Source organism: Exiguobacterium sp. s160, from assembly GCF_018617575.1.
GTDB lineage: Bacteria > Bacillota > Bacilli > Exiguobacteriales > Exiguobacteriaceae > Exiguobacterium > Exiguobacterium aestuarii_A.
Window position 1 is genome coordinate 38,108 of record NZ_JACSKK010000005.1, and the last position, 26,498, is coordinate 64,605.

Sequence of the window (26,498 nt, forward strand, 5' to 3'; positions counted from 1 at the left end):
CCGCTTTTTTTATTTCATCAAAAATGCCTGCATCGCCTGGCGGTGTACGTCCGTGTCCCCACACTTCCGTTGCCAATCGATTTCTTCATTCAATCCCTCTTCAAATGAAGCAGCCCGCATGAGCGCCTTCATCCCTTGAACAGCGACCGGGGATTTCGCAGCGAGTGTTTCCGCATATGAAGTCAATCGCTCCGTATACATCGCATCTTCCACGAGCTCTGTGACGAGTCCAAATGTGTGTGCGGCCTCCGAGTCAATCGTACTGCCACTCCACAACCAATCTAATGCAAGGTCATCTCGCATGAGTCGACGTAAGTGATACGGTCCGCCTGCATCTGCGACCAACCCAATTTTAATGAACGCCGAGCTGAACTTCGTCGACTTCGCGACGATTCGAACGTCTGCCGCGAGTGCCAAACTGAGTCCCGCTCCCGCCACGACACCATGAATGCCCGCAATGATCGGCTTACGGCATGAGAAAAGCGCACGAACGAGTGGATGATATACCTCTTCTAAATATTCCCCGTAATCTGCATCGCTCTCGATTGTTAAATCTTGTCCAGATGAAAACGCTCGTCCTTCGCCGACAAGGACGATGACGCGAACCACGTCGTCCTGATCAAATTCGTCGATTGCCGTTTTCATTTCACGTAACAACGTCTCGTTCAAGGCATTCAGCTTTTCAGGTCGGTTTAGTTTCAACCACCCTACCCCATTGTGCGTCGTCAATTGAATCGTCTCCACTTTCATTCCCCCTTATAAAATGAATCACTGTTCATTTCTTCGCCATTCAGCCAAACTCCTTCCTTTACTGAAAAGTTTTTTGAAGTTCAATTGCCGTGAAGTTGGTTGATTTGCTATTCTAAAAGGAGTCGGTCACGAAAGGATGAGTCAGATGCAACTGACAAACGCCGCTCGGCAACTGAAACAAAAGAAGATTCCGTTCGCTTATCATACGTATGAAGTCGATGAAACCGATGTCTCTGCCAAACATGTTGCGGAGACGTTGCATAAACCGCTCGATGAACTGTACAAAACGATTTGTCTCATGAACGAGAAAAAACAATACGCCTTCTTTCTCATTTCCGGAGAGCGTGACATTGATTTAAAAGCAGCCGCGAAAGCTTGGGGAACGAAGAAAGCATCGCCTGTCCCGATGAAAGAACTCGAGGCACTGACCGGATACATCCGGGGTGGCGTCTCTCCAATCGGGGCGAAGAAACCGTTCCCCGTATACTTGCATGAGGCAGCTAGAGAGAAAGAGACCATCACGATCTCTGCCGGGAAACGTGGCTATCAAATCGAGTTGAAGCCAGAAGATTTACTGCAATTCACAAACGGTCGCTGGTTCAGCCAATGACCTTATTGGGGGCAAAATTATGTGGAAAGAACGCATCCGTTCGTGGGTTCCAAACTCCTTTACGTTCGGAAACTTATTTTGTGGTGTCGTCGCCATCGTCTACGCCGCACGTGGTGACTTCTCAAACGCCACACTGTTAATCATCATCGCGATGATGCTCGATAGTTTAGATGGGCGACTCGCCCGTATGCTCGGAGTCGCTGGGGACTTTGGGAAGGAGCTAGACTCGCTCGCTGACATCGTCACGTTCGGTGTCGCACCGGCGATGCTCGCCTATTATACGTTTTTCATTGATTACGGCAATTATGGATTGTTCTTTGCGGCACTCTTTCCGCTATTCGGTGCATACCGTCTCGCCCGCTTCAACTTGTCTGCGACAAACGTTGCGGCAAGTTACTTCTCAGGCGTCCCGATTACGGCCGCCGGTGGACTTCTCGCCGTCATCACGACGTTCGGGGACCGCGTCAGCGAACTGTTGACACCGATCTTCTTCACAGGGCTCGCCCTGTTGATGGTCAGCCGTGTCCGCATCCCGAGTTTTAAAGACGTGCCACTGCCACGTCACTCGTTCATCATTACCATCAGTCTTGTCTACGTGACGTATATGATGTTCGCCCGTTGGAAAGAATGGCCGACGTTCTGGTTCATCGCCGTTCCGTTTTATGTCTTATTCATCGCTTTCTCGTTCGTGAAAAGACGGAAGCGGATGGCCAATTAAGAGTCTCGTTCGACGAGGCTCTTTTTTCGTACATGCATTTGTTAGACGAAGACTGAGATGAGCTTTAGAATGAAAGAAGAGGTGATGGAATGAAAGTGTATCCGTTTATTTGGAAATGGTTTCTTGTCTGGTATTTCATTGGATTGATCTTAGTTGGATTCGACCTGCTTCCGCCTTGGCTAGAGTGGGCAAACCCCGTCTTTTTATGGCTCGCCGGTGCGATCGGCGGAACGATTCTTTATCAAGGGATTCGACAAGGTGTTTGGATTGTTCCGTTTATTTTCTTCGGTTCAATCGCCGTCGAGACTTTCGGCGTGAAAACGGGGTTCCCGTTCAGCGAATACGTCTATGCCGAGGCATTCGGTCCGACTGTATTTGGAGTCCCTGTCACGATTGGGGCGGCATGGCTCGCTGTCATTGGCTCTAGTTTTGCCGTGGCTCGACTCTTCACGTTCCGAAACAACATTTTATGGCTCGTTCCGATTCTCGCCGTATGGCTCGATATGGCAATCGATCCCGTAGCGGCAAACGTGAAAGGCTACTGGGAATGGGCAAATGACGGCTTGTATTATGATATCCCGACGCAAAACTTTATTGGTTGGTTCGGGTTATCCCTTATTTTCTCATGGTTGTTACAACGTCACGAACGAGCTGTCGATTCCTTGTTCATCCAGCACGGCGTTTACTTGTTCGTCATGCTTCATGCCCTCTTTGGCGTCACGGCCGTGAACGCAGGTCTTTATGGGATCGGCTTCCTGAGCATTCTGACGTCTGGGGTGATTCTTTTAGAAAGGAGAGTTCGCGATGATCGAGTCACACAAAAAGAAATGGTTCAATAATGTATTCTCAACATTCGTAAGGGAACGTCAGATTCGTCCGACGTTTCATAATATTTTTATTCGAACCGATGATATCCCTACGCCTGGTTTAATCTTAAGTACGCACAGTGCTTGGTGGGATGGACTCGTCATGTATATGGTGAATGAACATTTTTTGAGACATGACATCCATGTGTTAATGGACGAGGACGGATTGCGTCGTTTCCCGTTCTTTCGTCACCTTGGGGCCTTCTCTGTAAAAAAAGGAAGTCTATCCGATGTGCGTGCTTCTCTCGCCTACGCGAATGAGTTGCTCGCTTCAGGCAAATCGGTATGGATGTATCCACAAGGTCGAGAAGTCCCTCAAGAAATGCGTCCGATTGAAATCGAATCGGGGGCGACCCTGTTACTGAATGAGCGCCCTGTTCATTTATGTGCCATGTATTATGCATTCGAAAGCCATGCCGAGCCTGTTGTCTACGTCCGATTCCGAAAGTACAGTGTGACCTCGTCGACACGGAGAGCTCAAAAACAAGAGATTGCGCAAGCACTCGAGCAGTTGTATGACGATGTCAGACATGACGTCATCACGCGTTCAACCGCCTATGCTCCTTTGTTCCGTCCGCGACGCAATCTAGCCGAATGGACAGAAACGTTCGTCCGACTCGGGAGGAAGGGCTCATGATTCTTTGGTTCGTGACCCTCTGCATGCTCATCTTCACACTCGTGAATCTGGCATTTTTACGACCACTCGCAAAACCTGGGAAAACACCGGCGACAGCCGTCTGTATCCCGATGCGAAACGAATCACGACATGTCGACCGATTGATTACTAATTTACAAATGGCGATCCCGGAGAATACTCATGTCTACATTTATGAAGACCGCTCCGAAGATGATACATATGAACGATTACATCGCGCGATTGGGGACGATGCACGATTCACCGTCATTCAGGGAGTCCCTTTGCCTGATGACTGGGCCGGGAAAGTCCATGCCTGTCATCAGCTTGCAACACGTACGACTGAACCGTATCTCCTCTTTTTAGATGCGGACGTCACCATCGATTCGAGCTTCATCCCCCGCATGCATGCGACACTCGCTCGTGAAAAGGCTGTCTTTCTATCCGGATTTCCCCAATTTCCGACATCGACATTTCTCGGGAAATTGTTGATTCCGATGCAACATATGCTTATCGCCCAACACCTGCCTCTGTTCTGGCGAAAAGTGAAACACCCAGCATTCGCAGCGGCGAACGGAATGAACGTACTTGTCGAACGAAATAGTTACGAAGAGATTGGTGGGCACGCTGCGATCCGTTCATCGTTGATTGATGATATCGATTTATGTCGTATGTTCAAACGCCATCAAAAAGTGACGTCACTCGTTCAAGTCGCCCCGTTCATCTCTTGTGATATGTATGAGACGAATGAAGAAGTATGGAGCGGGTTTTCAAAAAACGTATTCAAGGGAATGAATGAATCAGTAGGACTTGCCTTGTACTTCTTGACGTATTACGGGATTCAGTTGACCGCTATGTTCGCATGGCTATTTTCACCAAGTTGGCAAACGATCAGTGCGGCACTCTTCGTACTCCTCGCCCGACTTGCTGTCGACATAAAATCTCATGGATCCGGTACATGGTTGCATCCAATCAGCTTGATCGCTTATCTGACCTTACTCGGGAACGCCGTCATCCGTAAATGGAGACGTCTACCGATCACGTGGAAAGGTCGCCATTATTCCTAATCGAGCGTTTTACTTAAGGGGGACAAATGTATGAAACAAATTGTTGTCATTGGAGCAGGGTTAGGTGGCCTGAGCGCTGCCGTCACGCTCGCCACACACGGCTATGACGTCACGGTCATTGAGAAGAATGAACATGTCGGCGGAAAACTTATGCCCGTCATCACCGACGGGCACCGTTTCGACTTCGGTCCGAACACCATCACGATGCCAGATGTCTTTCGTTCCGTCATCCGAAACAGCGGTGCCAATCCTGATGACTATTTTGAATTGATCAAACTCGATCAACATACCGTCAATCATTATTCGGACGGCTCCTCGTTCACATTTAGCGCCGATCGGGCACAGCTTGAATCGGAAGTGCGACGATTGACGAATGACCAAATGAAGAAAAATCAATTACAAGCTTATTTAGATGAAGCAGAGAAGTTGTTTCGAATCGCGAACGAACGCTTCTTCACCCGTATGGAGACAAAATTAGATCCGGGCCTTTGGGCGGACATGGTAAAAGTACACCCGCTGCAAAGTCTGCATGCCCTTCATCAGAAATACTTCAAAGATAAGCGCATCATCCAGGCACTCGACCGATATGCGACGTATATCGGCAGTAGCCCGTACGTGACACCCGGCACGTTCGCGCTCATCTCTCATTTAGAATTGAATGAAGGGGTCTACTTTGCCAAGGGAGGCAACTGGAACATCGCCAAAGGGTTTGCGAAGCGAGCGAGTGAACTCGGGGTGACGTTCCGACTCGGACACGAAGTGACGAAAATTGAAGTCCTGAACGGGAAGGCTCATGAAGTCGTCGTTGATGACAAAGAAGTCATCTCTTGTGATGCCGTTCTGCTCAATGGCGAGCTGCTCACGCAATATCCTCGACTTGTCGATGCGAAAGACCGGCCTTCTTTCCCGGTCCCGACACGCGATACCGTCGAGCCGTCTATCTCTGCATTCGTGTTAATGATCGGGTTAACAAAACGATTGAACCTCGCCCATCATAACGTCTATTTCTCTGACGACTACGAGCGAGAATTCAAAGCACTCTTCCAGGAAGAACGCTATGCGGACGAGCCGACCATCTATATCTCCAATTCATCCGCAACCGATCCATCGATGGGGGAGGTAGGAGACAACCTGTTCATCCTCGTCAATGCCCCAGCTCATTTGACTGACATCGATGCTGATACGTATGAACATTTGATTCGTCGTCGCTTGCGGGCGTTCGGTGTCGATTGGGAAGAAGAAGAGGTTCTCTTCCATCGACGTGTGACACCACAAGACTTGAGCCGTGACTTTTATGCCTATTACGGTGCTCTTTATGGCACGTCGGCCAACTCGAAAAAAGGTGCATTCTTTAGACCGGCAGCCCGCTCGACGGACGTCTCGAACATATGGTTTGCAGGTGGTTCGACTCATCCTGGGGGAGGGAGCCCGATGGTCACGCTTTCAGGACAATTCGCGGCACGATCGATGTTAGAGGACATACCTCTGACAATATGAACATTTTGTGAACGCGAGTTTCGACACTTGTCGACAATTGAAAGACGTGATAATATCATATTCGAGTTCAAGCAGTTCTGTAACGTTGGTTACACCTGTAGCGATCGAATGGCTTCCCCGAGCCTCATCGCGTTTTGAACTTGTCACACCCGAGAAAAAGTGATGAGCGAGTTTCCCCACTCGTATCCCGTAGTTGAGACAGCTTGCGTATGATGTTCCCCCTTAGTCCATCAAGCATCCTGTTTCAACGAAGATGTCCCAACTGATTCATTCCCCATGAATCCCGGCACATCTTTAGGGCTTCATCACAAATCGATTCATTCATTTCCCCGATGAATGGATCACATAACGCTTACGCCACTTTTGGTCCCCCGCCAAAAGTGGTTTTTTTTGCGCAAAAAACTGTAGACGCCCAGAAGCGCCTACAGCGAGTCGAATCATTTAAAGTTTTGCTAGCAACTTTCCTTTTTGAAGCGTCGATACGTATGCACGCTTTGTAAAGACGTCGTATCCGTTCGCTCGAGCCGCATCTAAAATTCCTTCGTATAGAAGCGCTGCCGCTTGAACTGGCTTTCGACTGGCCAGTGGATAGAGGTGATGGGTTCCACGTGCGCGTTCATACAAGAACTCCGCACGTTTCGCCAACGCCTCCCATAGTTCGATAAAGGCAGGTGTCACTTCTCGTTGCTGTAACATCTCTTCAGTTACACCGAACTGTCGCATCATCGTCCGTGGTAAATAAATGCGGTCTCGGTTCAAATCTTCCCCGACATCTCGCAAAATATTCGTCAGTTGCATCGCAATCCCAAGGTCAATGGCACCTAGCCGAAGCTGGCGTTTCGTCGCATTGTCTTGATTTGGGACAAGAATCGGGAGTAGCATCAGACCGACCGTGCTCGCCGCATAGTAGCTATATTGCTCGGTCTCTTCGAGCGTCTCATATCGCGACTTATGTAAATCCCACTTCATCCCTTCTGCCAGCTCGAAAAATGGATCTACGTCCATCTCATAGCGCTGCCACACATCTCGAAGGGCAACCCATAGTGCAACGTCTTGATCATACCCGGCCAAAAAACGATCGAACGCATGCAAAAACGACGCCAGACTTTCTTCTGGACGGTCCGATTCATCGACTGCGTCATCAAGGGTCCGACAAAACGTATACACGGCCATGACCGCTTGACGGTCTGGTTTTGAGAGCAAAGAGAAGGCCCGATAAAAAGTCAGCGAGCCTTTCTTCATGATTTCCTCACATTGACGATACGCTTCTTGTGTCGTCACGATGTATTGCCCCCATTTCTTCTTCCATTTTTTTCACGAGTAACTGTGACCCAATCATGACGATCGGCACGCCACCACATGGATGGACAGATGCACCAACCGCATACAATCGTTCGATTTTCGGGAACGGTCTTGCCTGTGGCTTGAAGGCAGCTGATTGAGACAACTTCGGTGCAATCCCAAAGCTTCCTCCTTCAAATAGACCGAAACGCTCAGCATCCATCGGTGTCCGGACTTTCATCTCGGTCACGCGTTCACGAAAATCTGGTACGAGTGCCTCGATTCGTCCGAATAGATGATCAATCGTTCCTTGCGTCTCAAAGTCTTCCCGTTCCAATTTACGAGGTACCGGAACGAGGACATATAACACGCTCGTCCCATCCGGCGCTAGTGTCGCATCGATCCGTGATGGATTGAACGTGTACATCGCCGGATACTCACTTAGTTTACCATCCTCAAAGATTGTACGCATCGATCCTTCAAAATCGTTTGGTAAATCAAATTGATGAACCGGTAAATCGAGTGCGCCATTGACAGTAAAGTACAGGAGTAACGTACCGCTGGACGGTTCATATGTCTTTGGTGTGACGCCATCAATGAGTCGCTCCATAAGTGGGAAGTCCCCGTTCACGACGACCGCGTCATAAGGCACATACTCGTCATTGACCGTGACACCGTCTGCCACACCGTTCGTGACGTGGATGCGATTGACGGTCGCATTCATCACAAAACGGACACCTCGACGCTTCAGCTCTTGTTCCATTTTCGCCGCAAGCGAGAAATATCCTCCTTTTACATACCAGACTCCCTCTTCCTGTTCGCGATACGGGATCAGTCCATATAAAGAAGGCGTCGCATAAGGATTCCCACCGATATAGAGTGTCTGTAAACTGTAGGCGACACGTAGGCGTTCGTCTTCAAAGAAACGTTTCATGTTCGCATGGGCCGTTTCATATGCTTTCAGACGCATAAGAAGGAGCAACAGTTTAGGTTCGAACAATTCCGTTTTTGATGCGTAGCTTCGGTCCAAAAACGTATCGAATCCAATCCGATACTCTTCTTTCTTCTGCGACATATAATGACGAAATGCATCCCCTTCACCGAATGTTAGCTCGATTTCTTCAGCCTGACGCTCGATATCGCGATATTTGTAGAACGATGTCCCGTCTTGATAACGCAAGCGATAGAGCGGGTCAACTTCGAGTAAATCGACTTCACTTTCCGGTAGCCCTGCTTCCATCAACTGTTGCTTCAGTTTACTCGGTAACAAGACGATCGTAGGCCCTTCGTCGACTTTCGCCCCATTCTCAAACTCAACATAGTTCAAGCGTCCTCCGACGCGTGCTTCTTTCTCATAAATCGTGATATTTAGCGACGGATTACGTTTCGTCAATAAGAGGGCGGCATAAAGAGTGCCGACCCCGGCCCCGACAAAGCTGATGTTCATCGGCCGACACCTGCCCGTTCACGCAACAGGTTCGTCGTGATTCGCGCCGATTCAAAAATCGTCGGAAGCCCACTTCCCGGATGCGTTCCACCGCCGACGAGCCAGACGTTGTCGAGCTCTTCAAATTGGTTGTGCGGACGGAAATACATCATTTGCGATAGATTATGGCCAAGGTTAAATGTTGCTCCCTCATACACGCCAAACGTCTCCCAGTCCACTGGTGTCAACGTCTCCATCACCTCGATATGTTGTCGGATGCCTCGGTACGGAGACCGTGTCTCAAGGGCGTCGAGTACACGTTCTGTCATCGTCGTCTGTAGCTCGTCCCATGGGAGACCGGATAAGTTATTCGGTACCGGTACGAGCACGTAAAGCGATGACTTTCCTGCAGGCGCGAGCGTCGGGTCGATGCGTGAGGCGTTTTGAACGTAGAATGAGAAATCCTCGCTCAGTTTCAACTCTTGCGTCATCTCTTTGACGTTCAACTCATAATCGTCTGCAAAGTGAATCGAATGGTGCGCCACGTCTTCGTATATGTGATCAAGTCCGAGATAGAGCATGAACGTCGAGCACGAATAGCGCTTCTTCTTCAGTTGAGCCGGACTCCACTTCGAGAGTTTACCTTCAGGGACGAGCGACGTCATCGCATGTGCAAAATCAGCACCGATTACGACTTCATCGAACGCATAATGGACACTTCCGGCCACGAGACCTGTCACTTTCTTGTCCTCCATGAGGAGGCGATCCACTGGTTCTCCTAGACGAATGGAGCCACCTTCTTCTTCCACGACTTTCGCCATCGCATGGCAAAGTTGATTCACTCCCCCAATCGGGTGATGAACCCCATATGCGTGTTCCATATACGATAAAATGGAGAAACCGCCCGGGCATTCCCAAGCGGACATGCCTAAATATTTTGCTTGGAAGGTAAACGCATACTTCAGTTCTTCGCTCGTGAAGTACTCGGATAAGACATCATAAAGCGACTTCCCGATTGAAAGGAACGGTAGTGCCTTGAGTACGCGCAACGAGACGTAATCGGTCAATTTATCATGCGCGGTCTGTAAGACAGGCATCAACTTGGACAGCTTGATCGCCTGTTCGCTCATGAATCGCTCATATCCTTCTCCATTTCCCGGGAATTGTTCTTCGATGGCTTGATGCATCTGGTCGCGATCTGTCGTCATCGAGAGCTGACGCGTGCCGCGATCGAAATACAAATCATACATCGGTTCCAGTCGTTTCATCTTGACGTAATCATGTAAATCGCGTCCGGTTTCTTCAAAGATTTCTTCTAAAATATACGGCATATTTAAAAACGTAGGTCCTCGGTCAAACGTGAATTCGCCGACTTGGAGACGTGACGTCCTCCCTCCAACAAACGGTTGTTTCTCAAACACGGTGACGTCTACCCCACGATGCGCCAGTAGCATCGCAGCAGCCAATCCACCAGGTCCTGCCCCTATTACGGCAACTCTTTGTTTCGACACACTCAACAACTCCCTATGTGAATAGTCTCTTATGCTTCTCTATCATTATAGAAATGACCGGAGACAAGTTCAATTTTCAATCGGTTGATTGAGCAGGTTCTTGCTTCCTCGATTGGCGATGACGATGTACCAAGATCCTTCTGGGATGAATGGAATGAATCGAATTTGTTCAAATCCGACTTCTTGCATTTGTCGGCGTAATCGTGGAATGGTCGGGAGCGGATACAAGTTGTCATGGAGAGTCATAAATGCGTTGAATGCGGAAGCGAATCGTCCGCCAAGTGCCGTCTCTGCAAGCGGCGTCACAAGGACTGCTACCCCGTTCTTTTCTAAACGATCCCGAAGTCTCTCAAGCAGTTTGATCCGCTCTTCTGGTGAAAAGTAATAGAGCATATTGTTCATCATGACCGCATCGAACTGCTCGTCCGTTTCCCAGTTCATGAAGTCGGCGACTTCGAAATGAATATCGCCCCGTTCATCACGAGACCGCGCCTCTTCAATCACCTCTTCCTCTAAATCAATACCTGTCAGTTCCCAACTTGGTTCGAGCGCTTGTAATTTACGTAAGTAGCCACCGTGACCGCAACCGATATCAAGCATCGATTGGACATTCGCCTGGCGTAATAATTGCTGTACAATCGGGAACGCGACCGTTTCCACAAGGGTCGACGTTTTCGCGACGACTTGACCGTGCTCTGCCCCATCGAATGTCTTTTGTTTTCCGGACTCTAAAAATTCCGGATAAGCAATCAATGCAGGAATGTGAAGTTCCATCATCTCTTGAAGCATGAATCCGATGCTTCGTTCGTCGTTACCGGATAATTGATATTTTAAGCCACGTGTCGGATAGTAGCGCCAGCCTCTCTTCTTCAAATGACGTACTGCGACTCCGACTTCTAACCAACGCTCTAGTGCAAGTTGCGTCAAGGGGCGTTTGAGTCGTAAATTCATCTCTGCCATACTTGCGCCACCTTGAAGTGCATCGAATAGGCCAAACTTATAGCCGATATAACCGTGCCATAATGGTAAGAAAGATTCTGTTTGTTTCATCCATTTCCGTGCATGTAATACGCGTGTCCATTCCGTCATCTGTTGATCCATCGTTTCACCTCATCGTCATGATTACTGATTTTTTTATTTTCCCCTAATAATTTGTGTACAAACAAAAAATTCCCACTTCGGTGTGCGAAGTGGGAAAATCTTATTGAATGAAGCTGTTGAAGAATGATTGGCCATATGGTAATGCGTAACCGATAAAGATTGTCACAAGTGCCAATACAATAAATCCGCCGAACAAGGCGTTTGATGGTTTTTTCTTTTTCACTTTGACGAGCGTCATCTCACCGAAAATCAGTGTCAATAAACCGACTGTGATTTTCACGTGATAGAACGTGCCGCCTCCGTTCAATTGAAGGTAGAGATAAAGTCCTGTTCCGAATGCGATGAGTAACATGAGTCGAAACGCCATATGTGCGATCTTTCCACTCTTGTTGCCGTTCTTATAACCGATATAGGCCACGGCAAACAAAATAAGTAACAAAATCCAGCTCGTAACGTGCGTGTGCAAGAATGCAATCAGTGGCATTCTAATGCCCCCCTTTATGTTGTTGTACAGTCTTCATTGTACACGAACCCTCTCCTGATTGGTCAAGCGAACGCTTACTAAAAAAATGAGCCATCCTTCGAGGATGACTCATTTCATTATACTGGTGTCGTCTCTGCCTCTTGGACAGCATATTCATAGCTAGGAATTTCAACGATGAAGGTCGACCCCTCGTGTTGAATCGATTCCACATGAATTTGACCGTTATGGCCACGGACGATTTCTTGACAAATCGGTAATCCAAGACCCGTTCCGCCGATTTCGCGGCTATCGGAGTTATCGACGCGATAGAACTTATCGAACAATCGGTCGAGCGCGTCACTCGGAATTCCAATTCCTTCATCCTTCACTTTGATGGATACGATTTGTTCATGATGGGCAAGTTCCACCGTAATCTTTCCACCACGTGGAGAATACTTCACCGCATTCGACAATAGATTACTCATCAGCTGCTTGAACTTCTGGCAGTCAACGAACAACTCGTACGGACGTGCATCATCCGCAATCAATTCGAATTCGTGCTTCAAGGAAGACGCTTCATAGAACGTCAACATATCACGGACGACCGGTTCAATATCAAGTTGTTCCCGGTCGTACATCTGACTACCGGATTCCATCCGCTGCACATCGAGGAAGTCGTTGACGAGGTGCGTCAGACGTTCCGTTTCCGCATGGATTGTCTCTAAATATTTTGCTTGTTTCTCATTTGGTAACTGTTTCTTCACCATCAATTCTGTAAAACCGTAGATGGACGAGAGTGGTGTCCGCAATTCATGAGAAATCGTAGAGATGAATTCACTCTTCAATCGTTCAGCCTCAGTCTCACTCGTGATATCTCGGAAAACGAGAAGCGTCCCTTTCGAAAGACCGCCAACGATAATCCGTTCCGCATACATCTGCAAGTTCATCTCACCTTTACGGATTGAGAAGCTGACGCTGTCATGCGGGAAATCTTCGGTGAACAAGCGATTCGTATACTTCGTAAAGTCCTCCGCTTGGTCTACGGTTTCGACAAGACGATTGCGCCACTCTTCCCATGATTCTTCTTCAAGGTCCTGCGTGCTGACATCACTCAGTTCTGGGAACATCTCGTAGAGTGGTCGGTTCACGAACACATCATCCGTCGCATGTTCGATATAGACGACCGCCTCTCGAATTGAGTCGAGGATGCGTTCTGTCTTCCCTTTTTCACGCTTCATCTCTTCGAATAGACGCATCCGTAAGAGCGATAGTGAAAGCTGACGAGCGAATGACATGATGTCACCCATCTGCGTCTGTGTGAAACGGTCTTTATAACGGACCAAATAGATGAACGCGATAATCGAGTCATCCGTCGGGTCATGGACCGGCACCGCCGTCTCGAACATATAGTACGGATATGGGAGTGGGTGGTCACTTGCGACTTGTTTCGACGAATGTACTGTCGTCTTCAATGTCATTGCTCGTGTCAATACAGAATTCTCACTATCGAGCAATTGACGTGACAACGTGTCATTCAAGCCATGGCTTGTCACGCGGTACGTGCCCGATTCATCGACGAAGACAAGTGCCCCGACCTCTGAATCGGTGATGGTCACGAGTTTCTCAATAATCTCTGGGTAAGCCGTAAGCGAATCACGTGACGCTAACGTCTCCGTCAATTCGTTTCGGTAAGCGAGATGTTGTTCGTTTTGTTGTGTCTGTTCAAGAATCTCTTCAAGCTCTTGCTGCTGTGCCTGAAGCTCTTCTTGTTGGGCAATCAATTCTTCTTGTTGTGCCTGGAGTTCATGGTTCTTCTCAATCAAATGACGTTCGTTGTCACGAAGTGTCTCGGCCATCTTATGGAACGAGCGAGACATCGTTCCGATTTCGTCTTCACGCTTCATTTGATCACTCAAATCGACGATTTCACCTTTCAATAAACGGTTCGATGCAATCGAGAGTTTTGAAATCAAGCGTGTTTGACGACGAAGGAACGGTTGGACGAATAACAAAATCAATGCAGCAAATGAGGCAATGCTCATGACCCACAAGAATTGAAGCATATTATTGTTTTCGCGCCATTCCGCATAGACGGCCTCTTTTTCAGACACCATCAGTTCACGATAGTTCTCAAGTGACGTCTCTACTTCATCGATTGGTCCAAGGATATCGATTCCCCGTTGCGGATTAAATTGGACGAGACCTTGATCAATCAAACGTTTCGCAGTCGGCAACTCCGCAATGGTCTGCGCATCGATAAACGTTTCTGTCACGTCACCGTCTTGCTGCGCTTTTGCATACTCGTACGTCACCGGGATGATGACATCGTAGTAAAAGTCATGAAACTGTTGAAGATCTTCTGCGAACAGTTCACCTTGACGCGTCGTGACTTGCGTTTTGAACCAATTGATTTCCTGTTGGAATTTCGCTTCATTGCCGCTCGCTCGTTCAAGAGATGCGATGTCTCCAAACAAGAGGTACCCACGTGTGTCATATTGATCCGCTTGCCACTCGTCCCACATGTTCGTCAGACGATCGACGCTTTCATCCACTTGACGCAACTTCGCCTCATTCGCCTCTAAACGGTTCTCGATATAAAAATATGTCAGAACCGATCCAACCAATGCAATGGCGAGGAACGAATAGAGGACGACCATGATGTCACGCCCGAGTTTTTGTTTAAACCACCTTTTCACTTCACGATGCCTCCTATGATTTTAACGAGTTCAAGTGGGCTGAACGGTTTTGAAATGAAGTAGTCGACACCAATCTCATTCGCGCAATCACGGTCAGATTGTTGGCTTTTCGCTGTCAACATCATCACTTTCGTATTTTGTCGCCCTGGTAACTTTCGTACTTTTTCAATGACCTCGAGCCCTGTCATGCCGGGCATCATATGGTCCACAATCACCAAATCATATTCGTTTTCTTCAATCAATCGATAGGCCTCTAAGCCATCTTGTGCCTCATCGATATCGTATCCTTCGTCTTCTAATGTATCCATCACAAGCATGCGTAGTACTTCTTCGTCTTCTGCTAGTAAGATTTTAACCATAATCGTTCCTCCATTTTTTATCCCATTTTTTTATTTTAACGGATTTGTAATTGTTACACAAAATAAAAAGACGTACGAAATTATCTTCGTACGTCTTTTGCCTAATCAATAGCGCGCAAAACCTGTATTCTTCCTATACAACTTCTTTTTCAGCGAACTGACTATTATATAAATCTTCGTAGAAACCACCCGCTTCAAGAAGTGATTCATGCGTTCCTTGTTCGATGACGCGACCTTGGTCCATCACTAAGATGAGATCCGCATCCTTGATGGTCGATAAACGGTGAGCGATGACAAAACTCGTTCGTCCATTCATCAACCGCTTCATCGCCTGTTGAATCAAAATCTCGGTACGCGTATCTACACTCGATGTCGCTTCGTCCAAAATCATAATCGGCGGATTTGCGAGAACTGCTCGCGCGATCGTCAGTAATTGTTTTTGACCTTGCGAGATGTTGTTCGCTTCTTCATTTAAGACGGTGTCATATCCGTCTGGCAACGTCCGGATGAACGAGTCCGCATGCGCCGTCTTCGCCGCGTTGACAATTTCATCTTCTGTCGCACCGGTTTTCCCGTAAGCGATGTTGTCACGGATTGTCCCATTAAAGAGCCACGTATCCTGTAAGACCATCCCGAACGTGTGACGCAAATCTTGTCTCGACATTTTACGTGAGTCTTTCCCATCAATCAAAATCTCTCCATCGTTCAACTCATAGAAACGCATGAGCAGATTGATTAATGTCGTTTTTCCGGCACCGGTCGGACCGACGATGGCTACCGTTTGTCCCGTCTTCACATCAAGGTTCATATCTTGAATGAGTAAATTTTCTCCGTATCCGAAATCGACGTGACGGAATGCGACATTCCCTTCCGCTCGCTCCAATCGATAAGTCGTTACTTCTTTCACTTCTTCCTCTTCATCTAACAATTCGAATACCCGTTCCGCTGCAGCGACCGTCGACTGGACGATGTTCGCGATGTTCGCCGTTTGCGTAATCGGTTGGGTGAACTGTCGCGTATACGTGATAAACGCCTGAATATCCCCGATCGAGATGCTTCGCTGTGTGACTAAAATCCCACCGACGACACTGATCAACACGTAACTAATGTTCCCGATGAACATCGTCATCGGCATGATGATCCCAGAGATAAATTGCGCCTTGCGTCCGGCATCATAAAGTTCTTCATTCACCTCATCAAACTCACGGACAGCTGTCTCTTCACGACCGAACGCTTTGACGACCGCATGCCCGGTATACATTTCTTCCACGTGACCGTTCAATCGTCCGAGATGACGTTGTTGATCGGAAAAATATTGTTGTGACCGTTTTAAAATCGGACGAATCGCAAAAATCGTGAGTGGTAAAGACACGAGAGAGATGACCGTCAACAGCGGACTGATGAACAGCATCATAATCAAAATCCCGACAATCGTGACGATTGAGGTAATGAATGACGTCACACTTTGTTGAAGCGTGCTCCCAATCAAATCGATATCGTTCGTCACTCGGCTCAACGTCTCTCCATTCGAACGACCATCGTAATATTTGAGTGGCAATCGTTCCAATTTTTTATTGACGTCTTCCCGCAAATCATAGACGGTCTTTTGCGCAACGCCTGACATTAAATACTGTTGCACGTAGTTGTATAGACTGCTGATGACGTACAGTCCTGCGAGTAACGACAAGATTTGCCCGATTCTCGTGAAATCGATCTCTGCGCCTGGTACACCCGTGAATTTCGCATAGGCGCCTTCAAAGAGTTCCGTAATGGCAATCCCCATGATTTTTGGACCAGCAATCATAAAGACCGTACTTAGAATCGCTGCGACGAAGACCGCAATCAATGTGTTTCGCCGTGGTTTCAGATAGGCAAGCAGACGACGAAACGTGACTTTGAACTCCTTCGGTTTCTCACCCATCATCATCATGTTTCCACCGCCAGGACCCCCTGGACCACCGTGCCCGCCATGAGTTTGTCGCGTCGTTGTTTGTTTCTCACTCATGCGATTTCCTCCTCAGACAATTGCGACTTCACGATTTCTTGATAGACCGCATTCGTCGCAAACAATTCATCATGTGTACCGATTCCGGCCACACTTCCTTCTTCTAGTACGATGATGCGATCGGCATCCATGATCGTACTCACCCGTTGTGCGACAATCAATACGGTCGCATCCTTTGTCTCTTCTTTTAACGCCTTGCGTAACGCGGCATCCGTCTTGAAATCGAGTGCCGAGAAACTGTCATCGAATACATACAAATCTGGTTTTCGAACGAGTGCCCGTGCGATGGAAAGACGTTGCTTTTGTCCACCCGATACGTTCGACCCGCCTTGCTCAATCACAGATTCATATCGCTCTGGCATCTTCTCGATAAAGTCGCTCGCCTGCGCGATCGACGCGGCATGTTCGACTTCTTCGGTCGTCGCATCGGCTTTCCCATATCGAATGTTCTCTGCAATTGTACCGGTGAACAGTAACGCCTTTTGCGGAACGAATCCGATTTTCGAACGGAGCTCCTCTTGCGGTACGGCTTGAACATCGACCCCGTTCACGCGAATTTCGCCAGACGTCACATCATAAAATCGTGGAATCAGATTGACGAGTGTCGACTTACCAGACCCTGTTCCACCGATCACCGCCGTGACTTCTCCTGGGTTTGCTGAGAAACTGACATGTGATAATGCCGGCTCTTCGGCACCTGGGTAAAAGAACGTGACTTCATCAAACACGAGTGTCCCGTGTTCCACATCGGCCGTTTTCGTGCCGTCATCGACGAGTGAAGGAGTCATCTCGAGCACTTCATTGATGCGATTCGCAGATACGGACGCTCGCGGAATCATAATGAACATGACAGAAGCCATGACGAGCGCGAACATGATTTGCATGACATATTGAATGAACGCCATCAAATCCCCGATTTGCATCGCCCCGTTATCGATTCGGATGCCTCCGAACCAGATGACGCCGACGACGGTCAAGTTCATGACTAGCATCATGGCCGGCATGAGGAACGCCATGATTTGGTTGACTTTAATCGAGACGTCCGTCAATCGTTCATTCGCCTCCGTCAAACGAACTTGCTCTTCTTTTTCACGATTGAAAGCCCGAATGACACGAATACCCGTCAAATTCTCTCGTAAGACGAGATTCAAGCGGTCCAATCGTTTTTGCACTTTCTTGAAGAGCGGCATCGCCTTCCAAAAAATGAGGAAGATCGAGATGACGAGAACAGGCATGGCGGCAACGATGACGAGTGACAATTTAGCATCTTTCGACGTGGCCATGATCAAACCACCGACAAACATGATCGGTGCACTGACGACCATCCGAAGCATCATAATGATGACTTGCTGGACTTGCGTGATGTCGTTCGTCGTCCGAGTGATGAGAGAGGCCGTGCCGACGCGATCGAATTCTTCAAGCGAGAAACGCTCGACATGGTTAAACACGCGTCTTCGTAAATCACGTCCGAACCCCATTGCCGCTTTCGATGAATAAAAACTTGCGACGACCGCTGCAAGCGCCCCAAGTCCGGTCACACCGAGCATGATGCCGCCCATTTGCCAAATATAGCCCGTGTCTCCTGTCACGACCCCGTTATCGATAATGTCTGCCATTAACGTCGGTAAGAATAAATCTGCTAACGACTGTGCGAACACAAATAACAAGACCATGAGAACGGCCCATTTATAGGTAATCAAACGTTTTAACAACTTAATCATGACGACATCCTCCTTCACAATCAGTGAACCCTTCGTTCAACCCATCTGCAATCTGTTGATGCGCTTCAATCATATGCCGATATGTCCCTTCATCTAAGCGAGCGAGGATTTGATTCAACTGTTGTTCGGTTCCTTCCTCCTGCTGTTCAATCTCCTCAATCAATCGCTTGCCGGATTGATCAATCGTCAATACTACTTCGCGCCGATTGTCCGGGTTGATGTCTCGACGAATGAGCCCTCTTTCCACAAGTCCATCCAATGATTGACTCAACGTGCTCTTCGGCATCCTTGTGCGGCGAACCAATTCTTTTTGAGTGATCGCCCCTTGTTCATTCAACATCATCAGTCCGTGAAGCTGTGGCAAAGTAAGGTCGTTTTGTTGTGCCGTCTGATGCATGAGTCGAATTAATACACGCTGGACACGCCAAAACGATTGCATCATCTCCCGCGCTCTTGTTGCGCTCATCTCGGTCATATTTGTTCACTCCTTTTATCGTTCCGGTTCGGATTGTTCTATATGGAACAATTACTTATATAAAATAAATTACTCCTCCATAGCTCACTTGTCAACGATTTAGAATGTGAAGATGCACATAGCAAAAAAGAGCGATGTCATGTAGCTGACATCGCTCAACGTGTAACTTCTATGAAATTGTCACCGTGACGATTTCTTGTAAATCAAGTGAGTAAATGAGCGTCTGTTCGACGCGAATCTCCCAAATCGTCTCAATGGCCTCTCGGTACAGCTGCAACTGAATCGCGTATCGCTCACGGAGTCGCTCGTGTGCGTCTTCACGAGATTCAGACAAATGAACAACGGCATCTGATTTATAATCCAACAGGACATACGATGTTCCGTCGAAATACAGACAGTCGATAATCCCTTGAATCAAGACGTCCTCATCCGTAAACTGTCCATCCGGGTTGACTCGTTCAGCCGGTAAGGTATAGGTGAACGGAAGCTCTCGCCACGCTGTGCCGCGCTCAAGCGCGTCGGCGAGCGCCTGCCCGACGTCGGTCTGGAAAAATGCTTCGACGTCAGGAATGGCAAGACGCGCCGTCTCAGCCTCGACCGGACTGAGCATTCCTTGCTGCTCCCATTGATCGATTTGGTCGACAATCGGTTGATTCGGGTCAGCCATTTGGAAAATCAAATGTAACGTGGTCCCTCGTTCGGCACCGGTCTGTTTCACTTGACGCCATTTCGGTTCCCGATAAGGTGTATCGATCGGGCGAACCGGGTCTTCGAAGGCAGCTTGTTCCAGTTGCATCGCCCGTTTTAATTCCGTCACCGTCTGTTTCGCCGCTGTACGTACAGCATCCTGAGCTGGATAGGTATAAGTTAACGCTTTGTGGACGGCACGAATCGTCTCATCCTCATTTTGAATAGGGAAATCAATCGCTTCAAACCGTTGCACATGGTGGAGTTGTGCCATCATTTCTTGAAGTGTCGCAATCTCTGCAAGATCGTCTTCTCCAATCAAACGGTACGTCCACGAAGTCGATTCATAAAATGAAGCGGGTACCGTGAAGCCGAACGACTCGATAAATGTTGTGGCACTTGGCAAACGTAAGAGAGCTGGCGCAATCCAATCCAAGTACGTTTTCGCCTCTCGTCTCGCCTCACTCGCTAACAGTTCCCCAGATTGCCCGACCTGTAGCCATTGCTGGAGCTGCTTGGCTGAATCTCCAACCGTACCAACGAGAATGAGTTTCTCTTTTGCCCGTGTCAATGCGACATAGAGGACACGCATCTCTTCGGCTTTCATCGTCGCATCCAAATCTCGTCGGATCATCTCTTTCACGAACGTTTCTGATTTCGTGCGTGTCACGACATCAATCGCATCGAGCGAAATCCCATATTGCTTATGGAAAATGACGCGCTGTTTCTGGTCGAGTGTATTGAACTGTTTCCCGAGCTGGGCGACAATCGTCACCGGGAACTCGAGGCCTTTCGATTTATGAACGGTCATGATGCGAACAACGTTCTCCTCATCGCCGAGAGAACGCGCCTCGGATAAATCTTCCCCTGTATCTTGTAAACGGTCCATGACACGTAAAAAGCGATACAGTCCACGATAGCCGCTTCGCTCATAAGAGAGGGCACGGTCATAAAGTGCTTTTAAATTTTCCTGGCGCCCTTTCCCACCAGGCAATCCACCCGAGAAGTCATAAAACCCGGTGTCGTTAAACAGCTGTTGAATCAATTCGGATAAGCTATGGTTGCGTGCATACGTACGCCAGTGGGAAAGACGATCGAGAAACTCCCCACACTTCACGCCGAGCTCGTCATCGTCATCCGCTTTTGCTTTCAAGGCTTCAAAGAAAGAATCTTCGGACTCGAGTCGGATTCGTGCCAATTCCCCATCATCGAATCGGAACATCGGGGAACGGAGGGCACCGGCAAGCTGGATGTCCTGTAGGGGATTATCAATCACTTTCAAGAGAGCAAGAATCATTCGAATCTCTGTCGCTTGAAAATAGCCGCCATCTGAATCCGTATAAGCCGGAATGTTATACTGTGTCAAAATGTCCATCAACTGTTCAACCCGCCCTTTTTTCGAACGGACGAGAATCACGATGTCCCGGTACTCACAGTTTCTTAGTTGGCCCGTCACTTCATCCGTCACTTTGAACGGTTCTTCCCCAGATACTAATTCTAGGATTCGGGTTGCGATCGCTCGTCCCTCGACTTCCTGTTTCGATAATTCACGACTTGTGCCGTCGACGATCATGAATTCAGGATTCGCTGGAATCGGTTCATATTCACGACCCGGCACGAGTTGAGCGGCCTCATCATAAGCGATTTCTCCGACCTCTTCATCCATGAGCTGGACGAACAAGTCATTGATGCCATGAAGCACCTCTGCCCGACTTCGGAAGTTTTGAGAGAGATCAATTCGTTTTCCCGTGTCCGCCTGTTTGAAACGCGTCGCCTTATCGATGAAGAGACCCGGCTCCGCATGACGGAACCGATAAATCGACTGCTTGATGTCTCCAACCATGAACAAGTTCCCGATCTCTTCTCGTTCATTTGCGACAAGGTTGATGATTGTCTCTTGAATTTCGTTCGTATCTTGATATTCATCGACCAGTACCTCGACGAAGCGTTCCTTGTATAGAGCCGCGACATCAGACGGTCCATCCTCCTGCCTCAAGATGGCAAGCGCATAATGTTCTAAGTCGCTAAAGTCGACGAAGGCTCGATCACGTTTCGCTTGCTCATACGCTGTTCCGAACGCGCGAACCGTTCGGACGAGCGTCTTGACGAGAGGTTGCTGCATCGCGACGCTCTCTAATAGATCCGCCCCACTGACACGTGCCCGTTCGGCAGCTGCCGTCAACTTCTTCTTCGCTTGATCGTACGCCGGTTTGAGCACCTCATGATAAATTTGATGCTCTTCTTTTTTAGGGACGGCTTTCATCGTCCCAAACTTCATCGCACGTGCGGCCGTTTCAAGTTCACTCCAGACAATCTCTTCCCCTTCTAACTGTTCAAACGGGAAAATCGCCTGACGAATGTTTTCCGACTGCGGTTCATAGCCTGCAACCCGAAGTTCCGCCTCGAGCTTCCGAAGATCATGTACCGCCTTTTCAATATCCTGCCACAGCATGTGACCGAACTCGATGAGGATGGCTTCTTGATCCGGGTCATCATCGAACGAATACATCGAAATGAGTTTATCTAAGTAGGCGTCGGGGTCTGGGAGTGTACGAGCATAATGATACAGACCGAGAATGAGGTCTTCGATTTCACTATCGCCACGGTCTGACGTATAGGCATCGACGAGGGCGAAGAAGTCCGTATCCTGCTTCCCGTACTCCTCTTCAAGCACCTCTTCTAACACATCATCTTGTAGCAATACGAGGTCGCGTTCTTCCGCAATCTTGAATGCCGGGTCTAAGTCTAACAAATAGTAATTCTCGCGAATCACTTCTAAACAGAACGAGTGGATGGTCGTAATGAGAGCCCGGTTCAACATTTGTCGCTGTTTTCGGACGTACTCATTCGTCGGGTCGTCGCGCAACGCCTCTTCAAGCGCTTTTGCGATGCGTCGCTTCATTTCTGCAGCTGCCGCGTTCGTAAACGTGACGACGAGCATACGGTCCGCCGTCAACGCATCCGCCTCGTCAAGCAATCGGCTAGACAACCGCTCAACGAGAACTGCCGTCTTCCCCGACCCGGCCGCAGCCGAGACGAGTACGTGACTTCCCCTCGCTTCAATTGCGGCGAATTGATCATTCGTCCATTTCACGGTCATCCCCTCCTAACTCCTGAAATACATCTTCTTTCTCTAACTTTTTCAATTTGCGTGGTTCATTCGCGAGCGCCTCGTCAAAATGGCAGACACTCTGGTACGGACACGTCTGACACGGGCGGCGCTCTTTATATTCGTACGGCTCGACGTCAATCTTTCCTTCATACATCTCTTCGGCACTCGATTTGACGACGTCAAACGCATGGTCCATCAATTGTTCAAGTTGAGGTGGTGTGACAATCTTTTTCAGTGTATTCGAATCAGGTGTGCCATCTTTTTTATATTTGACCGGGATGACAATCGATTTTTTCGAGGATCCTTTCGCAGAGCGGTCCATCATCTCCAAAATTTCCGGATCGTCTACCAACAACCCCTGCATCTGATACGACTCCAATACTTTCTGTCGCGTCTCTTCCTCAGATCCAGCAGGTGGGACGAGTGGGCGATGAACGTGGAAATACAGTGCCGCAGCCGGCGCCACGTTCTCTTTCGTCCATACCTCTGCCTGTTCAATCAGTACTTTCAAGTAGATGAGCATCTGCATGGCAAGACCATAGTAAATTTCCGCGAAGTCGACTTCACGCTTGCTCGACTTATAATCGACGATACGAACGTACAGCTGATCGTGGACCATCGCCGTGTCGACACGGTCGATTCGGCCGATGAGCTCACACGTGGCCCCATTTGATAACGTGAATGAGACAGGTGGGAACTGCCCACTCCCGAATGCGAGTTCAAACGCTTTCGGGTCAAATCCGTCCCGTTTCGACTGTTCAATCAATACTTCTGCCGTCTTGCTGACGACGTCTGTCAATTTTTTCTTTAAATAGGCGTAACGATTTGAGCTCATCAGAATGGCGTGTTGGATTTCAGGCGTCACGAGTTCTACTGCCTGTTCCGCTAAGTTCACACATTCATCAGGTGCCACATCCCGCCATTCTTTTCCGTCCATCTTCACCGTTTGTGACATATGTTCAATCGTTCGGTGATACAAGTTTCCGATATCCGGTGCCTCAAGTCGATACAGTCGGCGCTCTTTCAGACGCAAGCCATAACTCGCAAAATGTTTGAACGGACATGCTTGGAACGTCTCAAGTCGCGAGACACTCGCCCGAATTGACGGTGTATAAAGAGATTTAGCCACATCGTCGTCTAGTGATTTCGGGATATTTTGATAGAACAGGGCGCTCGTCAACAACTGCAAACGTTCACGGCCGTCCGGATGTTTTAACAGTTCGTTATAAACGGCGAACCACATATCTTGAATCGGATAATGACGACTCAATCGTTGAAGTTCAAGAGCCGTGACCGCTGCCGTCTGGTTCACGTTCGTCAAAAAGGCGAACTGGTCACGTGGTCGGTGCTCTCCTGCTTCAGCAAAGTGTGTCTTGATGATGTTTTTATGGAGACGCGCCTTCAAATCAGCGATGAAACGTGCCGGTTGAACCGCCTTACCGGTTCTGTCGACGAGGGCGTAGCTAATATAGAGACGCTCACTCGGTGCCGTCACTGCTTTATATAAGTAATACGTTTCATCATCGAATAAGTGCTCGGTCGCTTTCCCGGCACGCAGTCCGTTCTCATGCATGAAGTCCAAGTCGTGATCGGTCAACAGTTTAGACTGTGTCGTGACGAGTGGGATTTGATCTTCATTTGCCCCGAGCAAGAACACCACTTTTTTATCAATCAATCGACCACGGACATAGTCCGTCACCGTCAACTGATCGAGTGAGGGTGGGATGAGCGCATAACGTAGACTATCTAGCCCAGTGTCCATCATCTGGAGAAACAGTTCCGTCGACAACGTCTCTTCCGGAGCTGCCGCTTCCAATTGTTCGAGTAGATGTAAGACCGCGTCCCACACTTGGGTATGCTCACGCGCTTCGAGCAACTGCGCTTCTTCAATCGCCTCGTCACGCCAATGCGTCAGACAGTCCGATACACCAATCCGCTCCAAAAAGGCATACATGGCATGCGTATAGGCTTGCATCGTCTTCGCCTGCTTCAAATCCGCTAACAACGGATCGAACGTTTCGATGACGCGTTCCCGGTATCGATTCAACTCCGCTTCGACGTCTAGCTCTTCACTCGTCAGTCGCGCTTCTTCACCTGTACGACGACGCAATTGCCATGCATCGTGCCAGTGGTAGTGTTTGATCCCGCGCTCAATGACGAATGCTTCGAGACGGTCAACTGACGTGCGTCGATGTGTCGGGTCGAGGACGACGAGTTCCGTCTTCAATGCCCGGAAGACCGCCTCCTCCCGATAGCTACGCAAGGCGATGTCGATGGTTGCTTTCAACAATTCGACGAGCGGATGGTCAAGCATCGGTTGCCGTTCATCTAGGAAGTAAGGAAGTCCCATCTTTTGTAACGCCTGCGATGCCAAATCGCCATACTCTTCGAGTGAACGTGAAATGAGCGCGATATCTCGGTAACGATATCCTTCTTCACGGGTGAGTCGAATGACTTCTCGAACAGCCGCCTCCACCTCGACAGTTCGGTCGACGGCAGCATGTAAATCAACGTGGTTCTCTGCCCCTGTATACGGCTCTGCCGTCATCTGGTCAAATGTCGCCTCTAAATAGCGAAGGCTTGGATGCGTATAGCGATAGATGGTGTCATACGGTTTGTCGACCGATGGAAGTTGTCGTTCCGACAAGAGTTCCTTGAAGCGCATGAGCGTCCGTTGCGTCGGTCCAAACAATGGGTCAGGACGATACATCGATGAAGGGTCAAGCGTCAGCAACAAATCGACGTCGACTTTTTCCGCAAGACCGACGAGGACGGCTAATTCCTGCTCCGAGAACTCATTAAATCCGTCCACGTAAACACGGACTCCCGTCAAATCCGTCTCGGGCAACAGTTGCAACAGGACGTTGAAGTAATCTTCCGCATGCAGCGACTTCCCTTCTGTCACCTTTAAAAATCCTTCATAGATGATGGAGAGGTCCTGTAACTTCAAGGCACGGTGTTGCGCTTGTTCACTCAACCGCAACAGATGTTCAGGTTCGACAAGCCCTCGCTTCAACATCGAAATCAGTTGGTTCAACTCTTCATAAAATCCGAACTGGTTCATCGTTCGACGGAACAAGGTCAAGCGTTCCTCGCTCATCTCGACGACTCTCCGCAACAACAGATGTGTCCCCGTCTGATCTAAAAATTGGTCGGTCGCCACTCCTGCATCCCGCATCATCAAAAATGCAAGACGACGCATCGACAGCACTTGGATTCTTGTCGAGCCGCGTAGGTCGTCCACTGTCGCCATCTTTTTCTCCATTTCAAACGACATTTGGTCCGGCACGATCATATAAATCGTTGGTCCGCTCGGGTTTTGTTTCAGTTCTTGAATGACCTGTTCAATCATCCGTTCACTTTTCCCCGTCCCCGATCGACCAACGTGAAAGGTTACTGTCATTTTAGCGAACACTCCTTCCCTTTTTTCTTTCATTATGAACCATCTGCTCTTATTTGTAGAGGGAAACCTCCTCTTTACCCTAGTCAAAAAAGTCACAGCTTGCATCATTCCCATTT

At 48.7% G+C, this 26,498-nt stretch carries 19 protein-coding genes; 6 read left to right on the plus strand and 13 right to left on the minus strand.

The features are described from left to right. Positions 1-9 precede the first annotated feature (9 nt). Positions 10-744 (minus strand): enoyl-CoA hydratase/isomerase family protein, encoded by a 735-nt coding sequence (locus tag KNO86_RS10870; protein WP_214696121.1) that lies wholly within the window; start codon positions 742-744, stop codon positions 10-12. A 151-nt stretch (positions 745-895) separates the two neighbouring features. Between KNO86_RS10870 and ybaK the strand changes: the two genes are divergently transcribed. From ybaK to KNO86_RS10900, 6 genes are all read left to right on the plus strand, one after another. Further along, positions 896-1,360 (plus strand): Cys-tRNA(Pro) deacylase, encoded by a 465-nt coding sequence (ybaK, locus tag KNO86_RS10875; protein ID WP_214696123.1) that lies wholly within the window; start codon positions 896-898, stop codon positions 1,358-1,360. Between the two features lie 19 nt (positions 1,361-1,379). Then, positions 1,380-2,078, plus strand: coding sequence for a CDP-diacylglycerol--serine O-phosphatidyltransferase (gene pssA / locus KNO86_RS10880; protein WP_031421233.1), 699 nt, complete (start codon positions 1,380-1,382; stop codon positions 2,076-2,078). 89 nt (positions 2,079-2,167) lie between these two features. Beyond that, positions 2,168-2,917: a carotenoid biosynthesis protein gene (locus KNO86_RS10885; RefSeq protein ID WP_214696125.1), complete on the plus strand. Its 750-nt coding sequence runs from the start codon at positions 2,168-2,170 to the stop codon at positions 2,915-2,917. Continuing rightward, complete coding sequence (locus KNO86_RS10890; RefSeq protein WP_214696127.1) at positions 2,883-3,581, plus strand: lysophospholipid acyltransferase family protein; 699 nt, start codon at positions 2,883-2,885, stop codon at positions 3,579-3,581. The genes KNO86_RS10885 and KNO86_RS10890 overlap by 35 nt, the downstream gene beginning before the upstream one ends. Then, positions 3,578-4,645, plus strand: coding sequence for a glycosyltransferase family 2 protein (locus tag KNO86_RS10895; RefSeq protein ID WP_214696129.1), 1,068 nt, complete (start codon positions 3,578-3,580; stop codon positions 4,643-4,645). Before KNO86_RS10890 ends, KNO86_RS10895 begins: the two co-directional genes overlap by 4 nt. 30 nt (positions 4,646-4,675) lie before the next feature. Continuing rightward, on the plus strand, positions 4,676-6,142 hold the full coding sequence (locus KNO86_RS10900) for a phytoene desaturase family protein (protein ID WP_214696131.1): 1,467 nt from the start codon (positions 4,676-4,678) through the stop codon (positions 6,140-6,142). 441 nt (positions 6,143-6,583) lie between these two features. Here KNO86_RS10900 and KNO86_RS10905 read toward each other — a convergent pair whose 3' ends face one another. The 12 genes from KNO86_RS10905 to addB all read right to left on the minus strand — a co-directional run bounded on the left by KNO86_RS10905 (position 6,584) and on the right by addB (position 26,382). Next, complete coding sequence (locus tag KNO86_RS10905; RefSeq protein ID WP_446719145.1) at positions 6,584-7,426, minus strand: phytoene/squalene synthase family protein; 843 nt, start codon at positions 7,424-7,426, stop codon at positions 6,584-6,586. Continuing rightward, on the minus strand, positions 7,392-8,870 hold the full coding sequence (locus KNO86_RS10910) for a phytoene desaturase family protein (RefSeq protein ID WP_214696135.1): 1,479 nt from the start codon (positions 8,868-8,870) through the stop codon (positions 7,392-7,394). Before KNO86_RS10910 ends, KNO86_RS10905 begins: the two co-directional genes overlap by 35 nt. Further along, positions 8,867-10,360 carry a phytoene desaturase family protein gene (locus KNO86_RS10915; protein WP_214696137.1) on the minus strand — a complete coding sequence of 498 codons (1,494 nt, stop codon included), beginning with the start codon at positions 10,358-10,360 and terminating at the stop codon, positions 8,867-8,869. Before KNO86_RS10915 ends, KNO86_RS10910 begins: the two co-directional genes overlap by 4 nt. Before the next feature lie 69 nt (positions 10,361-10,429). Continuing rightward, positions 10,430-11,461, minus strand: a complete 1,032-nt coding sequence (locus tag KNO86_RS10920; protein ID WP_214696139.1) for a class I SAM-dependent methyltransferase — start codon at positions 11,459-11,461, stop codon at positions 10,430-10,432. 100 nt (positions 11,462-11,561) lie between these two features. Continuing rightward, positions 11,562-11,945, minus strand: a complete 384-nt coding sequence (locus KNO86_RS10925) for a YisL family protein (RefSeq protein WP_214696141.1) — start codon at positions 11,943-11,945, stop codon at positions 11,562-11,564. 116 nt (positions 11,946-12,061) lie between these two features. Next, the gene (locus KNO86_RS10930; RefSeq protein WP_214696143.1) at positions 12,062-14,620 is read right to left on the minus strand and encodes a sensor histidine kinase; all 2,559 of its coding nucleotides are present in this window, start codon (positions 14,618-14,620) and stop codon (positions 12,062-12,064) included. Beyond that, positions 14,617-14,979, minus strand: coding sequence for a response regulator (locus tag KNO86_RS10935; RefSeq protein WP_214696145.1), 363 nt, complete (start codon positions 14,977-14,979; stop codon positions 14,617-14,619). Before KNO86_RS10935 ends, KNO86_RS10930 begins: the two co-directional genes overlap by 4 nt. A 133-nt stretch (positions 14,980-15,112) precedes the next feature. Further along, positions 15,113-16,984, minus strand: a complete 1,872-nt coding sequence (locus KNO86_RS10940; RefSeq protein ID WP_285800670.1) for an ABC transporter ATP-binding protein — start codon at positions 16,982-16,984, stop codon at positions 15,113-15,115. Further along, positions 16,981-18,705, minus strand: coding sequence for an ABC transporter ATP-binding protein (locus tag KNO86_RS10945; RefSeq protein ID WP_214696147.1), 1,725 nt, complete (start codon positions 18,703-18,705; stop codon positions 16,981-16,983). Before KNO86_RS10945 ends, KNO86_RS10940 begins: the two co-directional genes overlap by 4 nt. Further along, the gene (locus tag KNO86_RS10950) at positions 18,698-19,180 is read right to left on the minus strand and encodes a MarR family winged helix-turn-helix transcriptional regulator (RefSeq protein WP_214696154.1); all 483 of its coding nucleotides are present in this window, start codon (positions 19,178-19,180) and stop codon (positions 18,698-18,700) included. The genes KNO86_RS10945 and KNO86_RS10950 overlap by 8 nt, the downstream gene beginning before the upstream one ends. Positions 19,181-19,349: 169 nt before the next feature. Beyond that, positions 19,350-22,967: a helicase-exonuclease AddAB subunit AddA gene (addA, locus tag KNO86_RS10955; protein ID WP_214696155.1), complete on the minus strand. Its 3,618-nt coding sequence runs from the start codon at positions 22,965-22,967 to the stop codon at positions 19,350-19,352. Further along, positions 22,945-26,382 (minus strand): helicase-exonuclease AddAB subunit AddB, encoded by a 3,438-nt coding sequence (addB, locus tag KNO86_RS10960; RefSeq protein ID WP_214696157.1) that lies wholly within the window; start codon positions 26,380-26,382, stop codon positions 22,945-22,947. Before addB ends, addA begins: the two co-directional genes overlap by 23 nt. Positions 26,383-26,498 lie beyond the last annotated feature (116 nt).

What these genes read in the sequence shown, in the direction of transcription:
- addA (WP_214696155.1), bottom strand. Translation starts at nt 22,967, where the DNA reads ATGACCGTGAAATGGACGAATGATCAATTCGCCGCAATTGAAGCGAGG.
- addB (WP_214696157.1), bottom strand. Translation starts at nt 26,382, where the DNA reads ATGACAGTAACCTTTCACGTTGGTCGATCGGGGACGGGGAAAAGTGAA.
- KNO86_RS10900 (WP_214696131.1), top strand. Translation starts at nt 4,676, where the DNA reads ATGAAACAAATTGTTGTCATTGGAGCAGGGTTAGGTGGCCTGAGCGCT.
- KNO86_RS10885 (WP_214696125.1), top strand. Translation starts at nt 2,168, where the DNA reads ATGAAAGTGTATCCGTTTATTTGGAAATGGTTTCTTGTCTGGTATTTC.
- KNO86_RS10895 (WP_214696129.1), top strand. Translation starts at nt 3,578, where the DNA reads ATGATTCTTTGGTTCGTGACCCTCTGCATGCTCATCTTCACACTCGTG.
- KNO86_RS10925 (WP_214696141.1), bottom strand. Translation starts at nt 11,945, where the DNA reads ATGCCACTGATTGCATTCTTGCACACGCACGTTACGAGCTGGATTTTG.
- pssA (WP_031421233.1), top strand. Translation starts at nt 1,380, where the DNA reads ATGTGGAAAGAACGCATCCGTTCGTGGGTTCCAAACTCCTTTACGTTC.
- KNO86_RS10910 (WP_214696135.1), bottom strand. Translation starts at nt 8,870, where the DNA reads ATGAACATCAGCTTTGTCGGGGCCGGGGTCGGCACTCTTTATGCCGCC.
- ybaK (WP_214696123.1), top strand. Translation starts at nt 896, where the DNA reads ATGCAACTGACAAACGCCGCTCGGCAACTGAAACAAAAGAAGATTCCG.
- KNO86_RS10950 (WP_214696154.1), bottom strand. Translation starts at nt 19,180, where the DNA reads ATGACCGAGATGAGCGCAACAAGAGCGCGGGAGATGATGCAATCGTTT.
- KNO86_RS10890 (WP_214696127.1), top strand. Translation starts at nt 2,883, where the DNA reads ATGATCGAGTCACACAAAAAGAAATGGTTCAATAATGTATTCTCAACA.
- KNO86_RS10945 (WP_214696147.1), bottom strand. Translation starts at nt 18,705, where the DNA reads ATGATTAAGTTGTTAAAACGTTTGATTACCTATAAATGGGCCGTTCTC.
- KNO86_RS10935 (WP_214696145.1), bottom strand. Translation starts at nt 14,979, where the DNA reads ATGGTTAAAATCTTACTAGCAGAAGACGAAGAAGTACTACGCATGCTT.
- KNO86_RS10940 (WP_285800670.1), bottom strand. Translation starts at nt 16,984, where the DNA reads ATGAGTGAGAAACAAACAACGACGCGACAAACTCATGGCGGGCACGGT.
- KNO86_RS10920 (WP_214696139.1), bottom strand. Translation starts at nt 11,461, where the DNA reads ATGGATCAACAGATGACGGAATGGACACGCGTATTACATGCACGGAAA.